Origin of the sequence: Amycolatopsis sp. NPDC005232, from assembly GCF_040607795.1 — a bacterium.
Taxonomy (GTDB): domain Bacteria; phylum Actinomycetota; class Actinomycetes; order Mycobacteriales; family Pseudonocardiaceae; genus Amycolatopsis.
Window position 1 is genome coordinate 1 of record NZ_JBEXHL010000007.1, and the last position, 22251, is coordinate 22251.

The following is a 22251-nucleotide window of genomic DNA, read 5'->3' on the forward strand; positions in this document are numbered from 1 at the left end:
GCCGCCCCGCGCGGGCGGCCGGACGCCGGTAACGTCTCCTCGCGTGACCATCCACCTCGCAGTCGAAGACGGCGTCGCCGTGCTCACGCTCGAGCACGGCCGCGGCAACACCCTCGACACCGCCACCTGCCGGGAGCTCGTGCTCAAGCTCGAGGAAGCGGCCGACGGCGCGAAGGCCACGGTGCTGACCGGATCGGGCGACATGTTCTCCGCGGGCGTCGACCTGCTCAGCATCGACGCCGGCGGCGCGAGCTACGTCGGCGAGTTCCTGCCCGCGCTGTCCGACGCGCTGCTGGCGGTCTTCGGTTTCCCGCAGCCGCTCGTGGCCGCGGTCAACGGCCACGCGATCGCGGGCGGGATGGTGCTAGCCGCGGGGTGCGACCACCGCGTGGCTGCCACCGGCCCAGGGCGCATCGGCGTGACCGAACTGCTCGTGGGCGTGCCCTTCCCACTGGCCGCGACGGAGATCCTGCGCTGCGCGTACGGCACGAACCCGCTCGCCGCGCTCATGTACAGCGGCGCCACGCTGACCATCGAAGACGCCCTCGCCCGCGGCCTGGTCGACGAGGTGGCGGCGCCGGAAGAGGTGCTCGGCCGCGCGCGTGAGCTCGCCGCCCGCCTCGGCGAGCTGCCGGCCGACGCGTTCGCCCACACCAAGGCGCAGCTGCGCCAGCCCTACCACGAGCGGATCGCGGAGAACCGGGCCGCCGATGACGCGCACGTGGACCGGATGTGGCGGTCGGAGCGGTCACTGGCGAACGTCAAGTCCTATGTGGACCGTGTGCTGAAGCGCTAGTTCCGACCCTACGGAAGTCGGCGCCCGACCGGATGGTGCGCCTTGCCGGGCACGGCCGGGTCTGTGAGGATCCGGAAGTTGATCTCGGGGCCGTCGAGGGGGAACCACGTGCGCAGGCTGCTCACCGTCTTGTCCACCGCTGTGCTGGCTGCCGTGGGGCTCACGCCGGTCGCGAGCGCGGCCGGCGACGAGGACATCACGGCCGCCCTCGCCACGATCCCGGGCCTCACGGTGGTCAAGGAGGATCCGGCGCCGGCGGGCTACCGGTTCTTCGAGCTGACGTTCACGCAGCCGGCCGACCACCGCCACCCGGACGGGCCGAAGTTCGAGCAGCGGTACACGCTGCTGCACCGCGACTTCTCCGCGCCGACAGTCGCGTTCACCAGCGGGTACAACGTGTCCCTTGCCCCGAACCGCTCCGAGCCGACGCGGATCGTCGACGGCAACCAGCTTTCGATGGAGTACCGCTACTTCACGCCTTCGCGGCCGCAGCCGGCGAACTGGTCGCATGACCTCACGATCTGGCAGGCCGCGGCCGACGAGCACGCCGCTGTGCAGGCGTTCAAGAAGATCTACCCGGGCAAGTGGCTCGCGACGGGCGGGAGCAAGGGCGGGATGACCGCCACGTACTTCCGGCGGTTCTTCCCGGACGACGTGAACGGCACGATCCCCTACGTCGCGCCCAACGACGTGATCGACCCGATCGACAAGTACAACCGCTTCCTCGCGAACGTCGGCGACCCCGCGTGCCGCGCTTCGCTCAAGGCGATCCAGCGAGACGCGCTGAAGCGGCGCGACGAGCTCGGCGAGCTGGCGAAGGCCGACGCCGCGAGCAAGGGCTACACGTTCACCACGGTGGGCTCGATCGACGAGTCGCTGGAGATCTCGGTGATCGACTCGTACTTCGCCTTCTGGCAGTACCAGCCGGCGTCGGCGTGCGCGTCGATCCCGAAGCCGGGCGCGCCGGCGGCCGACGTGTGGGCGTGGTTCGAGCAGGTCGAGAGTCTCAACACGTACTCCGACCAGGCGCTCGAGCCGTTCGTGCCGTACTACTACCAGGCCGCGGTGCAGCTCGGCTCACCCGAGGCGTACGACAGCTACCTGCGCGACCTGTTGCGCTACCCGGGCACCGACGTGCCGTCGACGTTCGTGCCCGCGTCGGTGAAGCTGCCGCGCTTCGACTACCTGGCGATGCCGGACGTCGACTTCTGGGTGAAGGCGCACGGGCGGCAGCTGCTGTTCGTGTACGGCTCGAACGACCCGTGGGGCGCCGAGCCGTTCGAGCTCGGGTACGGCTCACGCGATTCCTACCGCTACTTCGTGCCGGGCGGCAACCACGGCTCGACGATCGCGCAGCTGCCGGCCGCGCAGGCCGCGGAGGCGACCGCGACGATCCGCCGCTGGGCTGGTCTGTCGGCCGCTTCTTCTCGGTCACTGGCGTCGGTTGCGGCTCCGGCGGGGTTCCCGGATTTCGACACGAACCAGGTCATGGCGGACCGCCCGCGCTTGTGAGGCGGGTGCGGTGAGTCCTTTGTGGATCTTGGCGGGATCGCTGCTCAGGTGACGGCGGGCGGGGGCGCGAGGGCGTAGTCTCGGGCGCGCCCTGTCGGCCCGGTCTGAGGAGGCAGCCATGCCCCGGCCCGTCCACTTCGAAATCCACGCCGGCGACCCGCAGCGCGCGGTCGCCTTCTACACCGCCGTGTTCGGCTGGAAGATCGAACAGTGGGGCGAGGTCCCGTACTGGGTCGTCTCCACCGGCGACGGCGAAGGCATCGACGGCGGCCTCCTCCCCCGCCGCGGCCCCGCCCCCGCCGAGGACGCCCCGGTCTCCGGCTTCATCAACACGATCGAGGTCACCGACGTCGACGCCACCATCGACGCCGTGGCCAAAGCCGGCGGCACCATGGCGCTGGCGAAGGACCCCGTCCCGGGCGTCGGCTGGCTCGCGTACTGCAAGGACACCGAGGGCAACATCTTCGGCGTGCTCCAGCCGGACGAGAACGCCCCCGCTCCGTCCCGACCCTGACCGCCCCCGTGACCGCCCCGTCCTGACTGCTCAGTCCTGGCCACTCAGGGCCGGCGCGCCTTGGGCAGCTTCGCCCGCACAGCCGCGTAGGAAGCGTCGAGCAGCTCGTTCAGCTCCTCGCCGGGCACCGCGGCGGTTCGGCTCGCGCCCAGATCCACGCGGTTCCACCCGTAGCGACCGAGGTAGTCCAGCACGGCCACCGACTCCGGGTAACGCTCCCGCAGCTCGGCCGCCTCCTCACGCGTGCCGCCGCACTTGAGCCCCACCGAGCCCGGCCGCTCCAGCCCGATGAACGCGAAGGCCTTGCCCGCGACCTTCACCACGAGCACGTGCTCCCCGAACGGGTAAGTCTCCACGGCCCCGGGCTTGCCCAGGCAATGCTCGATCACCTCGTCGAGCCACACCGCCGCTCACCTCCGTCCAGCAACCGGCAGCCCCCGGCTCGAGCAGCCACGCCCACCGCTCCCCGGAGCCGGGTCCGCCAGGCCGAACCTCCTCGCGGCGCGCCGCACCCGGAGGGCAGCGGGCCGCGGGAGGGCGTCAGCGGATGCCGGCCGCGTCCATGCCGCGCAGTTCCTTCTTCAGGTCGGACACCTCGTCGCGCAGGCGGGCGGCGAGCTCGAACTGCAGGTCGCGGGCGGCTTGCATCATCTGGTCGGTCATCTGCTGGATGAGGTCGGCCAGCTCGGCGCGCGGCATGCCCGACACGTCCTTGTCCACGAGCATGCCGGAGCTGCGCACTCGGTCGCCCTGTTCGGGCTTCTTGCCGCGCGAGGTGTTGCGGCCCGAGCCGCCGACGGCGACCGTCTGGTCGGAGTCGTCGGCTTCGCTGTAGACGCGGTCGAGGATGTCGGCGATCTTCTTGCGCAGCGGCTGCGGGTCGACGCCGCGTTCCTCGTTGTAGGCGACCTGCTTCGCGCGGCGGCGGTCGGTCTCGTCGATGGCGTGCTGCATCGAGTCGGTGATCTTGTCCGCGTACATGTGGACCTCACCGGACACGTTTCGCGCCGCGCGGCCGATCGTCTGGATCAGCGACGTGCCGCTGCGCAGGAAGCCTTCCTTGTCCGCGTCGAGGATCGCCACCAGCGACACCTCGGGCAGGTCGAGGCCCTCGCGCAGCAGGTTGATGCCGACCAGCACGTCGAAGTCGCCCGAGCGCAGCTGGCGCAGCAGCTCGACGCGGCGCAGCGTGTCGACCTCCGAGTGCAGGTAGCGCACGCGGATGCCGAGCTCCAGGAGGTAGTCGGTGAGGTCCTCGGCCATCTTTTTGGTGAGCGTGGTGACCAGCACCCGCTCGTCCTTCTCGGCGCGCTCACGGATCTCGTGAACCAGGTCGTCGATCTGGCCCTCGGTGGGCTTCACGACCACCTTCGGGTCGACCAGGCCAGTCGGCCGGATGACCTGCTCGACGAACTCGCCGCTCGTCTGCCCCATCTCGTACGGACCTGGCGTGGCCGACAGGTACACCGTCTGCCCGATGCGGTCGGAGAACTCCTCCCACGTCAGCGGCCGGTTGTCGACCGCGCTCGGCAGCCGGAACCCGAAGTCGACGAGGTTGCGCTTGCGCGACATGTCGCCCTCGAACATGCCGCCGATCTGCGGCACGGTCTGGTGAGACTCGTCGATCACGAGCAGGAAGTCGTCCGGGAAGTAGTCGATCAGCGTCGCGGGCGCGGACCCGGCCTCGCGGCCGTCGATGTGGCGCGAGTAGTTCTCGATGCCGGAGCAGAACCCGACCTGCCGCATCATCTCGATGTCGTAGGCCGTGCGCATGCGCAGCCGCTGCGCCTCCAGCAGCTTGCCCTGCTTCTCCAGCTCCGCCAGGCGCTGCTCGAGCTCCTCCTCGATGGTCTTGATCGCCTTCTCCATGCGCTCCGGCCCCGCGACGTAGTGCGTGGCCGGGAAGATCCGCACCTCGTCGACCTCACGCACGATGTCGCCGGTCAGCGGGTGCAGGTAGTACAGCTTTTCGATCTCGTCGCCGAAGAATTCGACGCGGATCGCCAGCTCCTCGTACGCCGGGATGATCTCCACCGTGTCGCCCCGCGCGCGGAACGTGCCGCGGGCGAACGCGATGTCGTTGCGCGTGTACTGGACGTCGACCAGCGCGCGCAGGAACACGTCACGGTCGAGCCGCTCGCCGACCTTCAGCATCGAAGACCGGTCGAGGTAGGACTGCGGGGTGCCGAGGCCGTAGATGCAGGACACACTGGCCACCACGATCACATCGCGGCGCGAGAGCAGGTTCATCGTGGCCGAGTGGCGCAGCCGCTCGACGTCGTCGTTGATCGACGAGTCCTTCTCGATGTAGGTGTCCGTCTGCGCGATGTACGCCTCGGGCTGGTAGTAGTCGTAGTAGCTGACGAAGTACTCGACCGCGTTGTTCGGGAAGAGTTCCCGCAGCTCGTTGGCCAGCTGCGCGGCCAGCGTCTTGTTCGGCGCCATGACCAGCGTGGGCCGCTGCACGCGCTCGATCAGCCACGCGGTGGTGGCCGACTTGCCCGTGCCCGTGGCGCCCAGCAGCACGACGTCCTTCTCGCCCGCCCTGACCCGGCGTTCGAGCTCGTCGATGGCCGCCGGCTGGTCGCCGGCGGGCGTGTACTCGCTGATCACTTCGAACCGGCCGCCGGAACGAGGGACGTCGGAAACCGGCCGGAAGTCGGACTGCGCGAGGACGGGGTGTTCGGTTGCGAAAGCCACGTCCACCAGAGTAGGCCGACCCCCCGACAGTTTTCAGCCGAGGCGCCACCACAGGCCTGCTGACCTGGGCCGGAACCCTGTTCAGCAGCCGTCACAGCAGGCGCAGAGCAGCACGCACGGGTCGCAATCGCAGTGGTTCTGCCGCACCTTCCCGCTCCAGGGGCCCGGGAACGGGTCGCGGCAGCAGAACTGGCAGCTGCAGCACATGTACGTCGCCACCGCGCAACCCGCGAAGAACCCGCGCGGTTGTGGCGGCACGGCGAACTTCGGCACCCAGCACCCACCGCCGTCACCGTCCTCGGGCCCGTCCCCGGGCTTGCGCTTCTTCTTCGGCGGCTTCGGCGGAGGCGGGGGCGGCGGCTGAGGCGGCGAAACGGGCGACCCCCCACCCGGGCTGAGCACCGGCCCAGGCACCTCCCGGCGCGGGCGGCACCCCGGGCGGCAGCGGTCCCGGTCCGAGCCACCCGGGCGGCGGCTCCTGCCGGTGCCCGAACGCCCGGGTCACGGCCTGGCGCAGCTCGTGCACCAGGAGCGCGTGGACCAACTCCGGCTGCGCGAACGACGCCTCCCGCACCGCGAGCTCGACCCCGAGCACCGCGTCCTCGACGAGCCGCCGCGCCTCGGTGAGCCCGGTGCCGGTGACCGTCAACGGGTTCCAGCTGCCCGCCGCGTCGTCCGCGGGCTGGTCCTCCACCGCGTCGAGCAGGTGCGCGACCCGCCCGAACAGCCGCCCGGCCTCGGCGAGCGGCGCGACGTTGCCGGGCCGTCCCGCCGGCACGGCCGTCTGCGCGAACGCCGCCGACGCGGCCACCTCGGCCGGCTCGGTGACCAGCAGCAGCGAGTCCCCCGCGGCCGCCTCGTGCTCCAGCGTGCCCTGCCGCGCCACCCCGTCCACCAGCACCGCCGTGTCGAAGCCGATGCGAGCGCCGGTGCGCGCGCCCTGTGCCGCCCAACGGGCCGCGAGCTTCTTCGCCGGTGTTCGCAGCGCCGCCCGGCCGAGCGCACCATCGCCGTCGGCGACGTGGTCACCGATCTTGGCCGACGCGAGCACCAGCGACACGGCAGCGGCGAGCTGCGCCCCGTCCCCTCGCGCGACGGACGCCGAACGCATCCCGCGCAACGCGCACGGCCCCGCGTTCCGGCGCCGGCCGGCGGCCTGTGCCTCCACGAGAGCGGAGATCACCAGCGAGTCGTAGTTCGTCACGACCCGCGCGAGGTGTCCGTGCTCGTCGCGCAACGCGAGGCACAGCCCGCACAGGTGCGCGAGCCAGTCGGCGTGCAGCCGCGCGGACAGCCGGTGCCGGCACGGCCGGATGATCCCGAACATGATCCCTCCCCAGGTCAGGCCAACCTAACCGGCGAACCGGACATCCGGCGTGGAAGTGGCCGAGCCGTGACCACCCCGGCAACCGGGTGGATTTCGCGGACACCCGGCCGCACGGACCGCTCCGGACGCCCCGCGCCCGGCAGGATGGGCGGATGACCGACGTGCACCCGCCGAAGGTGGAGAGCTTCGACCCGGCCGCCGGCGTCAACGTGGACCCCAAGGGCATCGAACGCGAGGTCGAGGAGTTCCGGACCGAGCCGTTCGGGCTGTACCTCGCGCGCCCGACGCCGGGGCGCGAGCAGTTCCGTTACCTCGAGTCGTGGCTGCTGCCGGACCTCGGCCTGCGCATCACCGACTTCTGGTTCAACCCCGGCCACGAACGCGACCAGACCTTCTATCTCGACGTGGTGCGCGTGCGCCGCGAAGGCACCCGGTGGTTCTCCACGGACCTCTACCTCGACCTCGTGCTCAAGGACAAGGTCTCCGTGCGGGTGATCGACTCCGACGAACTGCTCGCCGCCGTCTCGGCGGGCCTGCTGCCTCAGTCCGAAGGCGAGTACGCGCTCGAAACCGCCTATGCCACCGTGGAAGGCCTGGCCGCGCACGGCTACGACCTCGCAGCGTGGCTGTCCACAAAGGACATCACCGCCACCTGGCGCCGGCACCCCTAGGGGACCCCGGGTCCACCGATCGGTGGATGCCCGCCGCCTGGCGGTGGATGCCGGTTGTGGCCGTTCCGGCGATCCGCCGCACCCCTTCCCCACGGGACTCTTCTTCGGCACAGACGGAGAGTTCGAGAGGGGACGGCGGACATGCCGGTGATCGAGGTCCAGCACCTCCACAAGACCTACGGGGACAAGGTGGCGGTGGACGACGTGTCGTTCACCGTCGAGCGGGGCGAGATCTTCGGGATCCTCGGCCCGAACGGCGCGGGCAAGACCACCACGGTCGAATGCCTGGAAGGCCTGCGCACGCCCGACGGCGGCATGCTGTCGGTGCTCGGGCTCGACCCGCGGCACGACCGGCACGAGCTGCGCCAGAGCCTCGGCGTGCAGCTTCAGGAGAGCCGGCTGCCCGACCGGTTGCGGGTGGGCGAGGCGCTGGAGCTGTATTCGTCCTTCTACCGCAAGCCGGCGGACACCGAGCGGCTGCTCGGCCTGCTCGGGCTCACGCACCAGCGCGACACCGCCTACAAGAAGCTCTCGGGCGGGCAGCAGCAGCGCCTGTCGATCGCGCTCGCGCTCGTCGGCAGCCCCGAGATCGCGGTGCTCGACGAGCTCACCACGGGCCTCGACCCGCAGGCCCGCCGCGACACGTGGGACCTGGTCGAGGCAGTGCGCGACGAGGGCGTCACGGTCGTGCTCGTCACCCACTTCATGGAGGAGGCCGAGCGCCTCTGCGACCGCATCGCCGTGATCGACTCCGGCCGCGTCGTCGCCATCGACACGCCCGCCGGGCTGGTCCGCCAGGTCGGCGACGAGCAGCGCATCCGGTTCCGCCCGTCGGCGCCGGTCGACCTCGCACAGCTCGAAGCGCTGCCCGACGTGCTCGAGGTCGAACGCCACGGCTCACAGCTCGTGGTCACGGGGCGCGCCACCGCGCTGCAGACCGTGACGTCGTTCCTCGCCCGCAACCAGGTGCTCGCGGGCGACCTGCGCGTGGACCAGGCGAACCTCGACGACGCCTTTGTCGCGCTGACCGGCCGGAAACTGGACTGAGGGGAAGAGGAGAAATGCTCACGAAGATGACCGCCGTCGAGGCGAAGCTGTTCGTGCGCGACCCGGGGGCACCCGTCACCGTGGTCGGCATCCCGCTGGCGCTGCTGCTCGTGTTCGGCCTGATGCCGGGTTCGAGCAAGCCCAGCGCCGAGTTCGGCGGCCACGCGCCGCTGCCGACCCTGATCGCGCCGATGGCCGTGGCGATCCTCATCGCGATGCTCGCGGTGATGATGTTCCCGGCCGCCGTGGCCACCTACCGCGAGAAGGGCGTCCTCAAGCGCCTTTCGGCCAGCCCCGCCCCACCCGGACGGCTGCTCGCCGCACAGCTGCTCGTGAACCTCGCCGCCGCCGCGGTCGCGATCCTGCTCGTCCTGGGGGTGGGCAGGATCGCGCTCGGCATGGCGCTGCCGGAGAACCTCGGTGGGTTCCTGCTCGTGATGGTGCTCGGCGCGCTGGCGCTGTTCTCCGTCGGGACGCTGATCGCGGCGCTCGCGCCCACCAACCGCGCGGCCAGCGGCATCGGCGCCGCGGCGTTCTTCCCGATGCTCGCGCTCGGCGGCGTCTGGGTGCCGAAGGAGCAGCTCCCGCCGGTGCTGCAGCACGTGGCCGACGTCCTGCCGCTGGGCGCGACCATCAACGGCCTGCGCGAAGCGGCCGCCGGGAACTCGCCCGAGCTGCTGCAGCTCTGTTCGCTCGTCGCCTTCGCCGTGGTCTGCTCGGCGATCGCGGCCCGCACCTTCCGGTGGGAGTGAGCATGTCCGTGACGACGCTGCCGGCCGCCCGGCGCGTGGCCGCCCCGTTCGCCCGTGTCCCGGTGTTCGCGCTCGCCGGCCTGCTCGGCGCGGCGCTGCTGCTCACCGCCGGCCGCTACGGCTACATGGGCGACGAGCTCTACTTCCTCGCCGCCGGCAGGCACCTGGCCTGGGGCTACGTGGACCAGCCGCCGATGCTGCCCCTGCTGGCTCGGGCCATGGACACGATCGCACCCGGCTCGGTCTTCGTGCTGCGGCTCCCGGCGATGCTCGCGATGGTCGCGTCGGTGGTGTTCGCCGCCCTGATCGCCCGCGAGCTCGGCGGCCGCGCGAAGGCCCAGGCCCTGACCGCGGCCACGTGCGCGGTCAGCACGCAGTTCATCGCGTCGGGCCACTACCTGGCCACCTCGACGCTGGACCCGTTCCTGTGGACCGTGGTGATCTGGCTGCTGGTCCGCTGGATCCGCACCCGCGGCGACAACCTGCTGCTCTGGGCCGGGGTGGTCACCGCCGTGGCGCTGTACGTGAAGTTCCTGATCGGCGGCTTCTGGGCCGTCGCGATCATCGCGCTGCTGGTCTTCGGGCCTCGGGAGCTGCTGCGCCGCCCGAAGCTGTGGGTCGGCGCGGCCATCGCGGTGGCCGCGCTCGTCCCGACGTTGATCTGGCAGGCGACCCACGGCTGGCCGCAGCTCGGCATGGGCGAGGCGATCTCGGCCGAGGTGGACCAGACGTGGGGCGGGCGCCTGCTGTGGCTGCCTTCGGCGCTGCTCACCGCCGGGTTCCCGATCGGGATCGTGCTCCTCTGCTACGGCCTGTGGCGCCTGCTGCGCTCGCAGCAGCTGCGGCCGTACCGCTTCCTGGCGTGGACCACGCTCGGCCTGGCCCTGGTGTTCGTGGTGGTCAACGGCCGGTCGTACTACATCGCCGGCATGTTCGCGCCGTGCTGGGCGGCGGCCGCCGTCGAGCTGGAGACGGGCCTGGCCTCGCGCTGGTGGCGCTGGCTCGCGACCTGGCCGGTGTACGTCGTCGCGGTGCTATTGGCCCTGCCGATCTCGCTGCCGGTGTGGCCGCAGCCGTGGCTCGCCGCGAACCCCGCGCTGTCGTCGCCGACGTTCGCGTTCGCCGAGATCGGCTGGCCGCAGGCCGCGCGCTCGGTGGCGGACCAGTTCGCGAAGCTGCCCGACCCGGCGCACACGGCCCTGGTCGGCGAGTCCTACTGGTCGGCGAGCGCGCTCGAGGAGTACGGCCGCCCGCTGGGCCTGCCCGAGCCCGCGAGCCCGAATCGCGGCTACGCGACGCTGGTCGTGCCGCCGGACTCCGACACCAGCGTGCTCTACGTCGGCGCCGACCCGCGGCCGCTGCTCGGCCACTTCACCGACCTGCGCCAGATCGGAAAGGTCGACACCGGCACGGCCCTGCCGAGCGTCGCCGACGACACACCGCTGTGGCTCGCCACCGGGCGCCTGCAGCCGTGGCAGCAGATCTGGCCGCACCTGGTGAACACGCACAGCTGACCCCGGTGTGCCCGGCGCCACACACCAGCCGGTGGTGCCGGGCCCCGGCCCGTAGGGTGCCGCGCAGCGGGCCCGGACAGCAGCAGGGAGCACGATGGACGCCGTGACCACGGCAGGCACACCGACCAGGCACGACGCGGCCGTCACCGAGTTCGCCCGGCGTCCGGTCGCGCTGCTCGCGGCCGGGACCGCGGCGATCCTGCTGGCCACGGCCGGCCGGTACGGCTACTTCGGCGACGAGCTGTACTTCCTCGCCGCCGGCAAGCACCTGTCATTCGGGTACGCCGACCAGCCCCCGGTGCTGCCGCTGCTCGCCGCGCTGATGGACGCGATCGCTCCGGGCTCGCTGGTGGTCTTCCGGCTGCCGGCGATCCTCGCCACCGCCGCCGGGGTCGTGGTGACCGCGCTGATCGCGCGTGAGCTCGGCGGCGGCCGGAAGGCCCAGACGCGAGCAGCCGCCGCGTACGCGATCTGCGGCCAGTTCGTGGGCAGCGGCCACTACCTCGCCACCTCGACCGTGGACCCGCTGCTGTGGACGCTGGTACTCTGGCTGCTCGTCCGCTGGCTGCGCACTCGCGACGACAATCTCCTGCTGTGGCTGGGCCTGGTCACCGCCGTGGCACTCAACGTGAAGTTCCTGATCGGCGGGTTCTGGGCCATCACCGCCGTGACGGCGCTCGTCTTCGGCCCGCGCGAGCTGCTGCGCCGCCCGAAGCTCTGGGCCGGCGCGGGGATCGCCGCGCTCGCGTGCGTGCCGACGCTGCTGTGGCAATCGCTCAACGGCTGGCCGCAGCTGGGCATGGGCGACGCGGTTTCGAACGAGGTCGCCGAAGCAGGCGGGCGCGCGGAGTTCCTGCCGGGCCTGCTCGCCGGCGCCGGACTCGTGATCGGCGCGCTCGGCGTCTGCTACGGCCTCGGTGTGCTGCTCGCCGCGCGAAGCCTGCGGCCGTACCGGTTCCTCGGCTGGACGGCGATCGGCGTGGTCGCGGTGTTCCTCGTCGCAGGCGGCCGCTTTTACTACGCCGCCGGCATGTTCCCGATCCTGTGGGCAGCCGCGGCCGTGCACCTGCAGGACCACCGGCCCGCCTTGTGGTGGCGGTGGGTGCCGACGTGGCCGGTCTTTGTGCTGTCGGCGCTCTACAGCCTCCCGTACGCGTTGCCGGTGTGGCCGGCGCAGTGGCTCGTGGAGCACCCCGACGCGCCGCATCCCGCGTACGCGACCGAAGAGGTCGGCTGGCCGGACCTCGCGACCTCCGTCGCGGATGTGTACCGGCTGCTGCCGCCCGAGCAGCGCGCGCACACCGCGCTCGTGACCGCGGGCTACTGGCAGGCGGGCGCGCTCGACCGTTACGGCCCGGAGGCCGGTCTGCCGGAGGCCTACAGCGGCAGCCGCGGCTTCTGGTACTTCGGAAGGCCGGCCGACGACGCCGACATCGTGCTGTTCGTGGGCGCCGACCCCGCGAAGCTCGCGCCGCACTTCCGCGACGCCCGCGTCGTCGGCTCGGTGCGGAACCGCCTGGGCGTGCCCAACGCAAGCGAGCACCTCCCGATCTGGCTGCTCACCGGTCGCACGGAAAGCTGGCCGGTGGTCTGGCCCCAGGTGAAAGATCTGAAGGCATGAGGTCGGAAGACGCGCGGGACGTGAAGCTCGACTGGCGGGGCTCGCTCCTGGCGCCCCTGTCACCGCGCGAAGGGGATCCTCCGCTGCGGTGGCACTCGTGGTTCAACCGCGCCGAGACGACCGCTCCGTTCGTGCTGCTGGCGATCCCCACCGTGCTGAGCCTGCTGCGGCTCGACCAGACGGGCGCCCATCGGCTCACCACGCTCGCGATCGCCGCCGGCGCCGCGGTGTGGCTCCTGCTGACCCACAAGCTGCCCAGCGACCGGGTGCGCGAGAACGCCGCCTTCGCGGCGCTGAGCTTCGTCGGCGTCGTCAGTTTCGGCTCGGTACTCGAAGCGCGCGAGACGTACTTCCTGATCTTCATGGTGCACGGCTTCTTCGCGGCCATGCGGTTGCGGCCGCTGGTGATGTCGATTCTCGGCGTGGCTGTCACGTCGCTGCTCATCAACACCGTCGCCAACGGCGGCCCGATCGAGGCGCTGGCCACGGCCCCGGCGATCTGGGTGACGCTGGTGATCGTGCAGACGGCCGCGATCGGCGGAGGCGGCGCGGTGTTCGCGGCCGTCGGCAGGCAGAGCGCGGAACGCAAACGGGCGCTCGACAAACTCGCCGCCGCCGAGGCCGAGAACCGGGGCCTGCAACGGCAACTGCTCACGCAGGCGCGCGAAGCCGGTGTGCTCGACGAGCGGCAGCGGCTGAGCCAGGAGATCCACGACACGCTCGCCCAGGGCTTCACCGGGATCATCACGCAGCTCGAAGCCGCCGCCCAGGCCCGGGAAAACCCCGCCGAGTGGCAGCGGCACCTCGACACCGCGAAGGCGCTCGCGCGCGAGAACCTGACGGCGGCGCGGCGGTCCGTGCACGCGTTGCGGCCGGAGCCGCTTGAGTCGGCGACGCTGCCCGACGCGCTCGCCGAGGTGGCGCGGCTGTGGAGCGAGCGCACCACCGTGCCCGCCGCGTTCTCGACCACGGGCACGGCCGAGGCGCTGCACCCCGAGATCGAGGCGACGCTGCTGCGGATCACGCAGGAAGCACTGTCCAATGTGGCCAAACACGCCCGGGCCGGCCGCGTGGGGCTCACGTTGTCGTACATGGGCGACGAGGTCACTCTCGACGTGGTCGACGACGGCGTCGGCTTCGATCCCGAAAACCCGCCCCCGAGCGAAGGCGGCTTCGGGCTGCCCGGCATGCGAAGCCGCGTGCAACGGCTCGCGGGCACGCTGCACGTGGAGTCGGAACCCGGTGGCGGCACGGCGATCTCGGTGAACCTGCCCGCCGTGCCGGCTGCCACACTGGGCGGGCTGAAGGACGGCGGGATCGACCACGAGGGGGCGTCAGCATGACCGTCACGCTGCTCATCGCCGACGACCACCCGATCGTCCGCGACGGCCTGCGCGGCATCTTCACCGGCGAGCACGGGTTCGAAGTGCTGGGGGAAGCCGCGAACGGCGCCGAGGCCGTGACCCTCGCGGTGTCGCTCAAGCCCGACGTCGTGCTGATGGACCTGCGCATGCCGGGCACCGACGGCGTCTCCGCCATCACCGAGCTCGCCCGCCTCGGCAACCCGGCGCGCGTGCTGGTGCTGACCACGTACGACACCGATTCCGACGTCCTGCCCGCCATCGAGGCCGGCGCCACGGGCTACCTGCTCAAGGACGCGCCGCGCGAGGAGCTGTTCCGCGCCGTGCGCGCGGCGGCGCGGGGCGAGGCCGTGCTCTCCCCCGCCGTCGCGAGCCGGCTCATGGGCCAGATGCGCGCGCCGGCGAAGGAGCCGTTGTCACAGCGCGAGATCGAGGTGCTCACGCTCGTCGCGCGCGGCTCCACGAACAAGGACGCGGCGAAGAAGCTCTTCATCAGCGAAGCGACGGTGAAGACGCACCTGATCCACGCGTACGCGAAGCTCGGTGTGAAAGACCGGGCCGCCGCGGTAGCCGTGGCGTTCGAACGAGGCCTGCTCGGCGGCTGATTCCTGTGGTTGGCTGAGCCCATGTTCCCGGAGACGCCCGCCGCCGCGGCCGCGCGGGCCGTGGCCACGCGGTTCTGCTCGGCCGCACTGCTGAACCACTCTGTCCGCTCGTACCTCTGGGGCGCGCACTACGCGGCGGCCCACGGGATCGCCTTCGACGACGAGCTGTACTACGTGTCGGCCCTGCTGCACGACCTCGCGCTCACGGCCGAATTCGACAACCACGGTCTTCCGTTCGAGACCGCCGGCGGCCACCTGGCCTGGGTGTTCGGGGCTGCGGCGGGGTGGCCGGCCGGGCGCGCCGCGCACGTCGAGGAGATCATCGTCCTGCACATGCGCGACGACGTCGCCGCGACCGCGGATCCCGAATCCCACCTGCTGCAGGTCGCGACGAGCTGGGACGTCTCCGGCCGGCGCCCGGAGGAATTCCCGCCCGACGTGCGGACGACGATCCTCACGCACTACCCGCGGCTCGGCTTCGGCGCGGAGTTCCTGGCGTGCTTCGAGGACCAGGCGGCGCGCAAGCCCGACAGCGCGGCGGGCGGGGCCGTCGCGAGCGGGATCGCGGCCCGGATCGCCGCGAACCCGCTCGGCTGACGAGTCAGAGCCACAGCACCGCGCCGCGGGCGGCGACTCGTTCGGCGACCACGGCCACGAAGTCCGCCGCCGGCAACGGATCCAGGCGCCGGGCGTCGCGCAGCCGGGGTGCGACGAGGTCCGCCTCGGCCTCCCGGGCGCCGATCACCGCCTGGTACGGCACGAGCCGGTGGTCCCGGATCCGCGCGCCCAAGCTCCCCTGGTCGGGCGAGGAGAGCTCCACCCGCAGACCGGCTTCCTGACCGCGGCGCACGAGCGCGCAAGCCCGCGGCAGCTCAGCCTCCGAGACCGGCAGCACCGCCACCTGCACCGGCGCGAGCCACGGCGGCAAGGCCCCGCCGTGCTCTTCGAGCAGCTGCGCCATCGCGCGTTCCAGGCTGCCCAGAAGGCTGTGGTGCACCAGCACCGGCCGGTGGACGGCGCCGTCGGGGCCGACGTACCCGAGGTCGAACCGCTCGGGCTGGTGGAAGTCCACCTGGACGGTGGAGAGGGTGGCCGAGCGCCCTGCGCTGTCGGTGACCTGGACGTCGACCTTCGGGCCGTAGAACGCCGCTTCGCCCGGCGCCACGTCGTAGTCGAAGCCTTGCAGCGCCTCGACGAGCAGGGCTTCGGCGCGCGCCCAGTGCTCGGCGGAGCCCACGTAGTCCCCCGAGCCGCCGGCGAGCGAGAGCCGGTAGCGCGCCGGGCGCAGCCCGAGGTCCGCGTGGACGCGGCGGATGCGCTCCAGCGCACCGCGGGCCTCGTCGGCGACCTGGTCGAGGCGGCAGAACAGGTGGGCGTCGTTGAGCTGGATCGCGCGCACCCGGCCGAGCCCGCCGAGCACCCCGGACAGCTCCGCGCGGTACATCCCGCCCAGCTCGGCGATCCGCAGCGGCAGCTCGCGGTAGCTGCGCGCTCGGGAGCGGTAGATCAGCGCGTGGTGCGGGCACAGGCTGGGCCGCAGCACGAGCTGCTCGCCGCCGACGTCCAGCTGCGGGAACATGTCGTCGCGGTAGTGCGCCCAGTGCCCCGAAATCTCGTACAGCTCGCGTTTGCCGAGCACCGGTGAGTACACGTGGCGGTAGCCCGCGCGGCGCTCGACATCGCGGACGTACTCCTCCAGCTCGTGCCGGATCACGGCCCCGTCGGGCAGCAGGTAGGGCAGGCCGGCGCCGAGCAGCGGGTCGGTGCCGAACAGGCCGAGCTCACGGCCGATCCTGCGGTGGTCGGGCATCGGGGTCTCCTCGTGGACGGCCGAGGCGGAAACCCGCGGGACACGACGAAGCCCCGGGGTGACCACCCCGGGGCTTGGTTCGCTCAGGTCTCAGCGCGCCGGGACGGTGTCCGGCGTCGTCGTGCTGGCCGAGCGCTGCATGCCGGCGACGCTAGCAGCGCCACCGCCGGCCGCGCACCCGGATTTCACGGCTGCCACGACGTCTGCCCGGCCCAGATCTCGGCGCGGGTGAACGCGTCGTTGACCCAGCCCTGCTTGGCGTCGGCGTAGTCCGCGACGGTGCCGTCGGCCGAGTGCTCGCGCGCGAGCTGCTCCTTCACCGCCGCGTACGCGTCGCGCTCGGCCGGGTTCGCGCGGATCCAGTCACGGAACAGCAGCGCGAGGCGCCACGCCGGGGTCTCGGGCGTACGGACGTGCAGGTTCACCGGGCGCTTCGGGTCGGCACCCACGTGGAGGCGCTTCGGCCACGGCGCGGCGGAGCCGTCCTGCGGGTCGTCCCACCAGTCGCCCTCCAGCCGGGGGAAACCGGCGTCGGCCAGCGGTTCGGCGAGCGCGTCGGCGTCGGCCGGCGTGGGAACGGTGAGCTGCAGGTCGAGGACATCCTTGGCGGGCAGCCCCGGCACGGCGGTGGACCCGATGTGGTCGGCGCGCAGCAGCCGCTCGCCCGCGATCTGCCGCAGGCGCGCGAGCCGGCGTTCGGCCTGCAGCGGCCACGTCGGGTCGGAGGGCACGATCACGGGCGACATCGGCGGGCGCGGCTTGCGCAGCCGCAGGTTGGCCTCGAACGGCACGAGCCGGTCGGCCCACAGGGCGTCGACCTCGGCGAGAACGCCGTCCTGCGCGCCGCCGTTGTCGAGCCAGACGTCGGCGACCGCGCGGCGCTGCTCGTCGCCGGCCTGCGCTCGGATCCGCGCCCGCGCGTCGGCTTCCGCCATGCCACGCGCCTCCACGAGCCGGCGCACGCGGACCTCCACGGGCGCGTCGACGATCACCACGAGGTGGTACGCCGGCGCCAGGTTGCCTTCCACGAGCAGCGGGATGTCGTGGACGATCACCGCGTCGTCGGCCGCCTCGGCCATCAGCTCGGCCGTGCGCGCCCCGACGAGCGGGTGCACGATCGCGTTGAGGCGCTTGCGCGACGCGTCGTCGGCGAACGCCCTCGCGGCCAGCGCCGGGCGGTCGAGCGACCCGTCGGCGGACAGGATGTCCTCGCCGAACGCCTCGACCAAGGCCGCCAGTCCGGGCGTGCCCGGCTCCACGACCTCACGCGCGATCCGGTCGGAGTCCACCAGCACGGCACCGTGCTCCGCGAACCGGTTCGCCACCGTCGATTTCCCCGCGCCGATCCCGCCCGTCAGACCCACTCGCAGCATGACCTCACCCTAGCCAGACCCGTGCGCCACCCGATCAGGGGACGTCAGAGCCCTGCACGTGCACTCGCACGGGTAGAGGCACACCCCAAGTCGAAAATCAAGGACATTGTCCGGAACTGGCTGACTGATCCGGGTGACACGCCGGGCGGCTCCCCGGATTTACCGGCGCGATTGCGTACCGTGCGCGGCGGAAGGGTCGCCCACACGGAGGAACGATGGCGGAAAAGCACGTCGGCAAGCACCGGCTCGGAACGCCGGGACTGGTGCACTGCGTCGGCTACCGCCCCGTGGCGGAAGCCCTCGCCGAATACCGGCGCACGTGGGTCAGCGCCCTCCTCGTACCCGCCCAGCACAGCTTCGCCGGTCTCCGCCGCCGCGCCCGCGCCGCGGCGCTGGAACGCATCTGGGTTCCGGTCGTCTCGACCTCCTAGCTTCGCCGCGCGCACGCCGTCGCGTGACCGGTCACCGCGGCGAGCACCTGGACCCGCACGTCGCGTGACTTCAGCTGTCCCAGGACCTTGCGCTGTGCTAGCGGCCCGCACCGGCCAACGCCGGTGTGCCCGTCGTCCGGAAGCGGGCCCGGTAGGCGCTCGGCGGCACCCCCAGCTCCCGAGTGAACACCCGGCGTAGCGTCTCCGCCGAGCCGAACCCCGTGCGGCGCGCGACCACGTCGAGCGGGTCCGTGCCCGTCTCCAGCAGCTGCCGCGCGGCTTCCAAGCGCGTGCTCTCCACGAACCGGGCGACGGAGGTGCCCATCTGGTCGCGGAACAGCCGCGTGAGGTGGCGGACGCTGACGCCCGCGTCGTCGGCAAGCAAAGACAGGCTGTGGTCGGCCGACGGGTCGGCCGTGATGCGGTCCATGATCCCGCGCAGTAGATCGTTGCGCGCGGGCTGGGCCGCCAGGCGCACGCTGAACTGCGACTGCCCGCCGGGCCGCTGCAGGAACACCACGAGGTGCTTCGCGACGAGCCGCGCGGCCTCGGAGCCGAGGTCCTCCTCCACGAGGGCCAGCGACAGATCGATGCCGGAGGTGACGCCGGCCGAGGAGATCACCGAACCGTCGCGTACGAAGATCGCTTCGCAGTCCACCTCGACGCCCGGGTATCGGCGCGCGAGCTGGTCGGCGAGCTCCCAGTGCGTGGCCGCGCGGCGGCCCTCCAGCAGTCCGGCGGCGGCGAGCGTGAAGGCGCCCGCGCACACCGACGCCGTGCGCCGCGCCTGGCGGGAAAGGCGGCGGACCTCGTCGAGCAGGTGCTCGTCGGTCACGGTGATCTGCCAGTTCGGGCTGCCCGGCACCACGAGCGTGCCGCCCTTGACGTCGACGTCTTCCAGCGCCACATCCGCACCCAGGCGCGTACCGGTGGTGGTGCGCACGTCGGTGCCGCCCGGCGACGCGGTGAGCAGCTCGTAGTGCGCGCCGTGCTCGTTGGCCATCCCGAACACCTCGAGCGGCCCGGTCACGTCCAGGAGCCGCACCGCGTCGTAGACGACCACGACAACCCGCTCGCTTCGCTCCATGGCGCGCACCCCGTTTCCTCAGACCAGCTTGGTCTGGACGTCGATCTCGTGCTCCAGCGTGCGGTGCACGGGGCACTTGTCCGCGATCTCCAGCAACCGCGTGCGCTGCTCTTCGTCGAGGTCACCCTCGAGCTCGATCTCGCGGCTGATGCGGCTGACCATGCCCACCTCGGTCTCGCAGCGCTCGCAGTCGCGCGCGTGGATGCGGTCGTGGCGCAGCCGGACGGTCACGTTCGCCAGCGGGATGTTCTTGCGGTCCGCGTACATCCGCAGCGTGATCGCCGTGCAGGAACCCAGCGCGCCGAGCAGCAGGTCGTACGGAGTCGGGCCGCTGCCGTCGCCGCCGACCGACTTGGGCTCGTCCACGACGAGCTCGAAACCGCCCGCGGTCACGTGCTGAGTGAAGCGGCCTTCGCCTGCTTCACTGACGACAACAGTGCCCGGTTCCGGCTCAGTCATCCGGTTCGCCTCCTGGTCGGGGTTCTCGACGGTGCCGCTGCACCGCTGCAGCTAACCGAACGTCGCTTGTGGACGAAGTGGTGCCACGCCGTGGCGAGGTCCACAGGACGAAGATCCCACAGATCCGGCCGCATGGCGAAGTTCCCAAGCGAGCGCGAATATCGTATCTTCGGCAGGCGAGACGCGGACCTGTCCTGCGCGCACGGGCGAAGGGGGTAACGGTCGTGGCCACCCGCCATCTGTCGACGCAACCTGCCGACCAGCACAACCGGAGCCGCTTCCTCGACGCCGCCCTCAACGTGCTCACCGACCGCGGCGTCGCCGGCCTCACCGTGCGCGGCGTGGCCGAGGCGGCCGGGGCGTCCACCATCACCGTCTACACGCGCTTCGGCGGCCGCACCGGCCTGCTCGACGCGCTGTACGAGCGCGCGTTCGACCTCCTGCGCGACGAGCTGCTCGACGTGCCACCGGAGACCGACGACGGCGTCGCGGACCTGCTCGAGGTCGCGCTGGCCTACCGCCGCTTCGCACTGGAAAGCCCGGCCCGCTACGCGATGATGTTCGAACGCTCGGTCCACGGCTACGACCCGGATCCGGAGCTGCGCACAGCGGTGCTGCGCACGACGTTCGCGATGTTCGTCGGCAAGATCCGCCGCATCGGCGATCCCGGCAGGGACTCGCGCGACTACGGCTATCTGCTGTGGACGTCGATGCACGGCCTGGTCAGTGTGGAGCTCACGATTCGCTCGCAGACGCCGCTGAGCGACTGGTTCATCGAGCCGACCGACGAAGCGAACGAGGTCATGTACCGCACCGGCGTGCTGTCGATGATCACCGGGCTCGGCCTCCACAACTGACACCGGCCCACGCCACCGTGCCGGCCGGGTTCTGTCGACCTTCCTCCACCCCGACCTCGGGATCGTCCACTTCGAACACCTTGAGCGCAGACGAAAAACACCGCGGCCCCGGTCCGAACAGGACCGGGGCCGCGGTGTCAGAGCTCAGTGGTGCTCGGCGTCAGGCGTGACTCAGCCCTGGCCGCCCGACAGCTTCTCGCGCAGAGCCGCGAGCTGCTCGTCGCTGGCCAGCGTGCCGCCGCTCTTGGCCTCGGCCGGAGCGGAGGTGTACGTCTGGTCGCCGCCCCCGCTGCCACCCTCGATGCCGGTGGCGGCGTCGGCAGCGGCTTCGGCGTCGGCCTCGGCAGCCTTCTTGACCTGCGCCATGTGGGCCTCGTAGCGCGTGAGGGCCTCGGCGTACTGCCGCTCCCACTCCTCGCGCTGCTTGTCGAAGCCGTCCTGCCACTCCTGGGTGTCCGGGTCGAAGCCTTCGGGGTAGATGTAGTTGCCCTCGGGGTCGTACTCGGCGGCCATCCCGTACTGGGTCGGGTCGAACTCGGTCTCGGCCGTGACGCCCTCGTTGGCCTGCTTCAGCGACAGCGAGATGCGACGGCGCTCGAGGTCGATGTCGATGACCTTGACCATGACGTCGCCGTTGACCTGGACGACCTGCTCCGGGATCTCCACGTGGCGCTCGGCCAGCTCGGAGATGTGCACCAGGCCCTCGATGCCCTCCTCGACGCGCACGAACGCACCGAACGGGACGAGCTTGGTGACCTTGCCCGGCACGATCTGGCCGATCGCGTGGGTGCGGGCGAACTGGCGCCACGGGTCTTCCTGGGTCGCCTTCAGCGACAGCGAGACGCGCTCGCGGTCCATGTCGACGTCCAGAACCTCGACCGTGACCTCCTGGCCGACCTCGACGACCTCGGACGGGTGGTCGATGTGCTTCCAGGACAGCTCGGAGACGTGCACCAGGCCGTCGACGCCACCCAGGTCCACGAAGGCGCCGAAGTTGACGATGGAGGACACGACGCCCTTGCGGACCTGGCCCTTGGCGAGGTTGTTGAGGAACTCGCTGCGGACCTCGGACTGCGTCTGCTCGAGGTAGGCGCGGCGGGACAGGACCACGTTGTTGCGGTTCTTGTCCAGCTCGATGATCTTCGCCTCGAGCTCGCGGCCGACGTACGGCTGCAAGTCGCGCACGCGGCGCATCTCGACCAGCGAGGCGGGAAGGAAGCCGCGGAGGCCGATGTCCAGGATGAGACCACCCTTGACGACCTCGATGACGGTGCCCTTAACGGGCTCGTCCTTCTCCTTGAGCTCTTCGATCGTGCCCCAGGCGCGCTCGTACTGAGCGCGCTTCTTGGACAGGATCAGGCGGCCTTCCTTGTCCTCCTTCTGGAGAACGAGAGCTTCGACCTCATCGCCGACGGAGACAACCTCAGCCGGGTCGACATCGTGCTTGATGGAAAGCTCGCGCGAGGGGATGACGCCCTCGGTCTTGTAGCCGATGTCGAGCAGGACCTCGTCGCGGTCGACCTTGACGATCGTGCCTTCAACGATGTCGCCATCGTTGAAGTACTTGATGGTCTTGTCGATAGCCGCGAGGAAGTCTTCCTCCGACCCGATGTCGTTGATGGCGACCTGCGGGGCCCCGGTGGGGGCGGTCGGGGCGGTGGCGGTGTCGGTGGTCATTAGGCGGGTTGCTCCGGTGGATGGGATCGTAGGGTGTTTGGTTGGCAGCGCGTCCGGGCGTGAATACGGGACATGCGACGACCTCACGAGCAACGTCCACCAGTGAACGACCGCGGCATGACCCGCAAACGGTGCGC

Annotated in this window: 20 protein-coding genes and 1 pseudogene; 13 read left to right on the forward strand and 8 right to left on the reverse strand. The window is 71.5% G+C overall.

Annotated elements, in window-relative coordinates; translation table 11 throughout:
• Nucleotides 1-43 precede the first annotated feature (43 nt).
• The 3 genes from ABZU76_RS15105 (at nt 44) to ABZU76_RS15115 (ending at nt 2822) form a co-directional block, all read left to right on the forward strand.
• Nucleotides 44-796, forward strand: coding sequence for an enoyl-CoA hydratase/isomerase family protein (locus ABZU76_RS15105; protein WP_354869320.1), 753 nt, complete (start codon nt 44-46; stop codon nt 794-796).
• Nucleotides 797-904: 108 nt separating this feature from the next.
• Nucleotides 905-2308, forward strand: coding sequence for a S28 family serine protease (locus ABZU76_RS15110; RefSeq protein ID WP_354869322.1), 1404 nt, complete (start codon nt 905-907; stop codon nt 2306-2308).
• A 118-nt stretch (nt 2309-2426) separates the two neighbouring features.
• Nucleotides 2427-2822 carry a VOC family protein gene (locus ABZU76_RS15115; protein WP_220242020.1) on the forward strand — a complete coding sequence of 132 codons (396 nt, stop codon included), beginning with the start codon at nt 2427-2429 and terminating at the stop codon, nt 2820-2822.
• A 44-nt stretch (nt 2823-2866) separates the two neighbouring features.
• Here the strand turns inward: ABZU76_RS15115 and ABZU76_RS15120 are convergent, their stop codons facing one another.
• The 3 genes and pseudogenes from ABZU76_RS15120 to ABZU76_RS15130 all read right to left on the reverse strand — a co-directional run bounded on the left by ABZU76_RS15120 (nt 2867) and on the right by ABZU76_RS15130 (nt 6849).
• Entirely contained in the window at nt 2867-3226 is a 360-nt protein-coding gene (locus tag ABZU76_RS15120) for an MmcQ/YjbR family DNA-binding protein (protein ID WP_220242021.1), read from the reverse strand.
• A 136-nt stretch (nt 3227-3362) separates the two neighbouring features.
• A complete protein-coding gene (gene uvrB, locus ABZU76_RS15125) occupies nt 3363-5522 on the reverse strand; it encodes an excinuclease ABC subunit UvrB (RefSeq protein WP_220242022.1) in 2160 nt (719 codons plus the stop codon).
• Between the two features lie 81 nt (nt 5523-5603).
• Nucleotides 5604-6849, reverse strand: a pseudogene (locus ABZU76_RS15130) (DUF5685 family protein).
• 152 nt (nt 6850-7001) lie between these two features.
• On the opposite strand from ABZU76_RS15130, the gene ABZU76_RS15135 reads away from it, so the two are divergent.
• The 8 genes from ABZU76_RS15135 to ABZU76_RS15170 all read left to right on the forward strand — a co-directional run bounded on the left by ABZU76_RS15135 (nt 7002) and on the right by ABZU76_RS15170 (nt 15017).
• Nucleotides 7002-7520 carry a DUF402 domain-containing protein gene (locus tag ABZU76_RS15135; RefSeq protein WP_354869326.1) on the forward strand — a complete coding sequence of 173 codons (519 nt, stop codon included), beginning with the start codon at nt 7002-7004 and terminating at the stop codon, nt 7518-7520.
• 141 nt (nt 7521-7661) lie between these two features.
• Complete coding sequence (locus tag ABZU76_RS15140) at nt 7662-8567, forward strand: ABC transporter ATP-binding protein (protein WP_354869328.1); 906 nt, start codon at nt 7662-7664, stop codon at nt 8565-8567.
• A 14-nt stretch (nt 8568-8581) separates the two neighbouring features.
• Nucleotides 8582-9319: an ABC transporter permease gene (locus ABZU76_RS15145; RefSeq protein WP_354869330.1), complete on the forward strand. Its 738-nt coding sequence runs from the start codon at nt 8582-8584 to the stop codon at nt 9317-9319.
• A 2-nt stretch (nt 9320-9321) separates the two neighbouring features.
• Nucleotides 9322-10833 (forward strand): glycosyltransferase family 39 protein, encoded by a 1512-nt coding sequence (locus ABZU76_RS15150; RefSeq protein WP_354869333.1) that lies wholly within the window; start codon nt 9322-9324, stop codon nt 10831-10833.
• Nucleotides 10834-10927: 94 nt separating this feature from the next.
• Entirely contained in the window at nt 10928-12454 is a 1527-nt protein-coding gene (locus tag ABZU76_RS15155; RefSeq protein WP_354869335.1) for a glycosyltransferase family 39 protein, read from the forward strand.
• Nucleotides 12451-13797: a sensor histidine kinase gene (locus ABZU76_RS15160; RefSeq protein WP_354869338.1), complete on the forward strand. Its 1347-nt coding sequence runs from the start codon at nt 12451-12453 to the stop codon at nt 13795-13797. Before ABZU76_RS15155 ends, ABZU76_RS15160 begins: the two co-directional genes overlap by 4 nt.
• Nucleotides 13794-14420: a response regulator transcription factor gene (locus ABZU76_RS15165; RefSeq protein WP_220242029.1), complete on the forward strand. Its 627-nt coding sequence runs from the start codon at nt 13794-13796 to the stop codon at nt 14418-14420. Before ABZU76_RS15160 ends, ABZU76_RS15165 begins: the two co-directional genes overlap by 4 nt.
• 21 nt (nt 14421-14441) lie before the next feature.
• Nucleotides 14442-15017, forward strand: a complete 576-nt coding sequence (locus tag ABZU76_RS15170) for a cyanamide hydratase (RefSeq protein ID WP_354869340.1) — start codon at nt 14442-14444, stop codon at nt 15015-15017.
• A 4-nt stretch (nt 15018-15021) separates the two neighbouring features.
• Here ABZU76_RS15170 and thrS read toward each other — a convergent pair whose 3' ends face one another.
• Nucleotides 15022-16296: a threonine--tRNA ligase gene (gene thrS, locus ABZU76_RS15175; protein WP_354869343.1), complete on the reverse strand. Its 1275-nt coding sequence runs from the start codon at nt 16294-16296 to the stop codon at nt 15022-15024.
• Between the two features lie 119 nt (nt 16297-16415).
• Complete coding sequence (coaE, locus tag ABZU76_RS15180) at nt 16416-17603, reverse strand: dephospho-CoA kinase (protein ID WP_354869346.1); 1188 nt, start codon at nt 17601-17603, stop codon at nt 16416-16418.
• A gap of 215 nt (nt 17604-17818) precedes the next feature.
• Here coaE and ABZU76_RS15185 point away from each other — a divergent pair, with 215 nt between their 5' ends.
• Nucleotides 17819-18034 carry a hypothetical protein gene (locus ABZU76_RS15185; RefSeq protein ID WP_354869348.1) on the forward strand — a complete coding sequence of 72 codons (216 nt, stop codon included), beginning with the start codon at nt 17819-17821 and terminating at the stop codon, nt 18032-18034.
• Between the two features lie 97 nt (nt 18035-18131).
• Here ABZU76_RS15185 and ABZU76_RS15190 read toward each other — a convergent pair whose 3' ends face one another.
• Nucleotides 18132-19121 (reverse strand): DJ-1/PfpI family protein, encoded by a 990-nt coding sequence (locus ABZU76_RS15190; protein WP_354869350.1) that lies wholly within the window; start codon nt 19119-19121, stop codon nt 18132-18134.
• Between the two features lie 18 nt (nt 19122-19139).
• Complete coding sequence (locus ABZU76_RS15195) at nt 19140-19580, reverse strand: OsmC family protein (protein ID WP_220242035.1); 441 nt, start codon at nt 19578-19580, stop codon at nt 19140-19142.
• A gap of 224 nt (nt 19581-19804) precedes the next feature.
• On the opposite strand from ABZU76_RS15195, the gene ABZU76_RS15200 reads away from it, so the two are divergent.
• Nucleotides 19805-20437, forward strand: coding sequence for a TetR/AcrR family transcriptional regulator (locus tag ABZU76_RS15200; RefSeq protein ID WP_220242036.1), 633 nt, complete (start codon nt 19805-19807; stop codon nt 20435-20437).
• Between the two features lie 171 nt (nt 20438-20608).
• Here the strand turns inward: ABZU76_RS15200 and rpsA are convergent, their stop codons facing one another.
• A complete protein-coding gene (rpsA, locus tag ABZU76_RS15205) occupies nt 20609-22114 on the reverse strand; it encodes a 30S ribosomal protein S1 (protein ID WP_354869354.1) in 1506 nt (501 codons plus the stop codon).
• Nucleotides 22115-22251: the final 137 nt, after the last annotated feature.

Coding starts and splice junctions, on each gene's coding strand:
- ABZU76_RS15115 (WP_220242020.1), top strand. CDS start 2,427: ATGCCCCGGCCCGTCCACTTCGAAATCCACGCCGGCGACCCGCAGCGC.
- ABZU76_RS15135 (WP_354869326.1), top strand. CDS start 7,002: ATGACCGACGTGCACCCGCCGAAGGTGGAGAGCTTCGACCCGGCCGCC.
- ABZU76_RS15140 (WP_354869328.1), top strand. CDS start 7,662: ATGCCGGTGATCGAGGTCCAGCACCTCCACAAGACCTACGGGGACAAG.
- ABZU76_RS15145 (WP_354869330.1), top strand. CDS start 8,582: ATGCTCACGAAGATGACCGCCGTCGAGGCGAAGCTGTTCGTGCGCGAC.
- ABZU76_RS15150 (WP_354869333.1), top strand. CDS start 9,322: ATGTCCGTGACGACGCTGCCGGCCGCCCGGCGCGTGGCCGCCCCGTTC.
- ABZU76_RS15155 (WP_354869335.1), top strand. CDS start 10,928: ATGGACGCCGTGACCACGGCAGGCACACCGACCAGGCACGACGCGGCC.
- ABZU76_RS15160 (WP_354869338.1), top strand. CDS start 12,451: ATGAGGTCGGAAGACGCGCGGGACGTGAAGCTCGACTGGCGGGGCTCG.
- ABZU76_RS15165 (WP_220242029.1), top strand. CDS start 13,794: ATGACCGTCACGCTGCTCATCGCCGACGACCACCCGATCGTCCGCGAC.
- ABZU76_RS15170 (WP_354869340.1), top strand. CDS start 14,442: ATGTTCCCGGAGACGCCCGCCGCCGCGGCCGCGCGGGCCGTGGCCACG.
- coaE (WP_354869346.1), bottom strand. CDS start 17,603: ATGCTGCGAGTGGGTCTGACGGGCGGGATCGGCGCGGGGAAATCGACG.
- ABZU76_RS15185 (WP_354869348.1), top strand. CDS start 17,819: ATGGCGGAAAAGCACGTCGGCAAGCACCGGCTCGGAACGCCGGGACTG.
- ABZU76_RS15190 (WP_354869350.1), bottom strand. CDS start 19,121: ATGGAGCGAAGCGAGCGGGTTGTCGTGGTCGTCTACGACGCGGTGCGG.
- ABZU76_RS15195 (WP_220242035.1), bottom strand. CDS start 19,580: ATGACTGAGCCGGAACCGGGCACTGTTGTCGTCAGTGAAGCAGGCGAA.
- rpsA (WP_354869354.1), bottom strand. CDS start 22,114: ATGACCACCGACACCGCCACCGCCCCGACCGCCCCCACCGGGGCCCCG.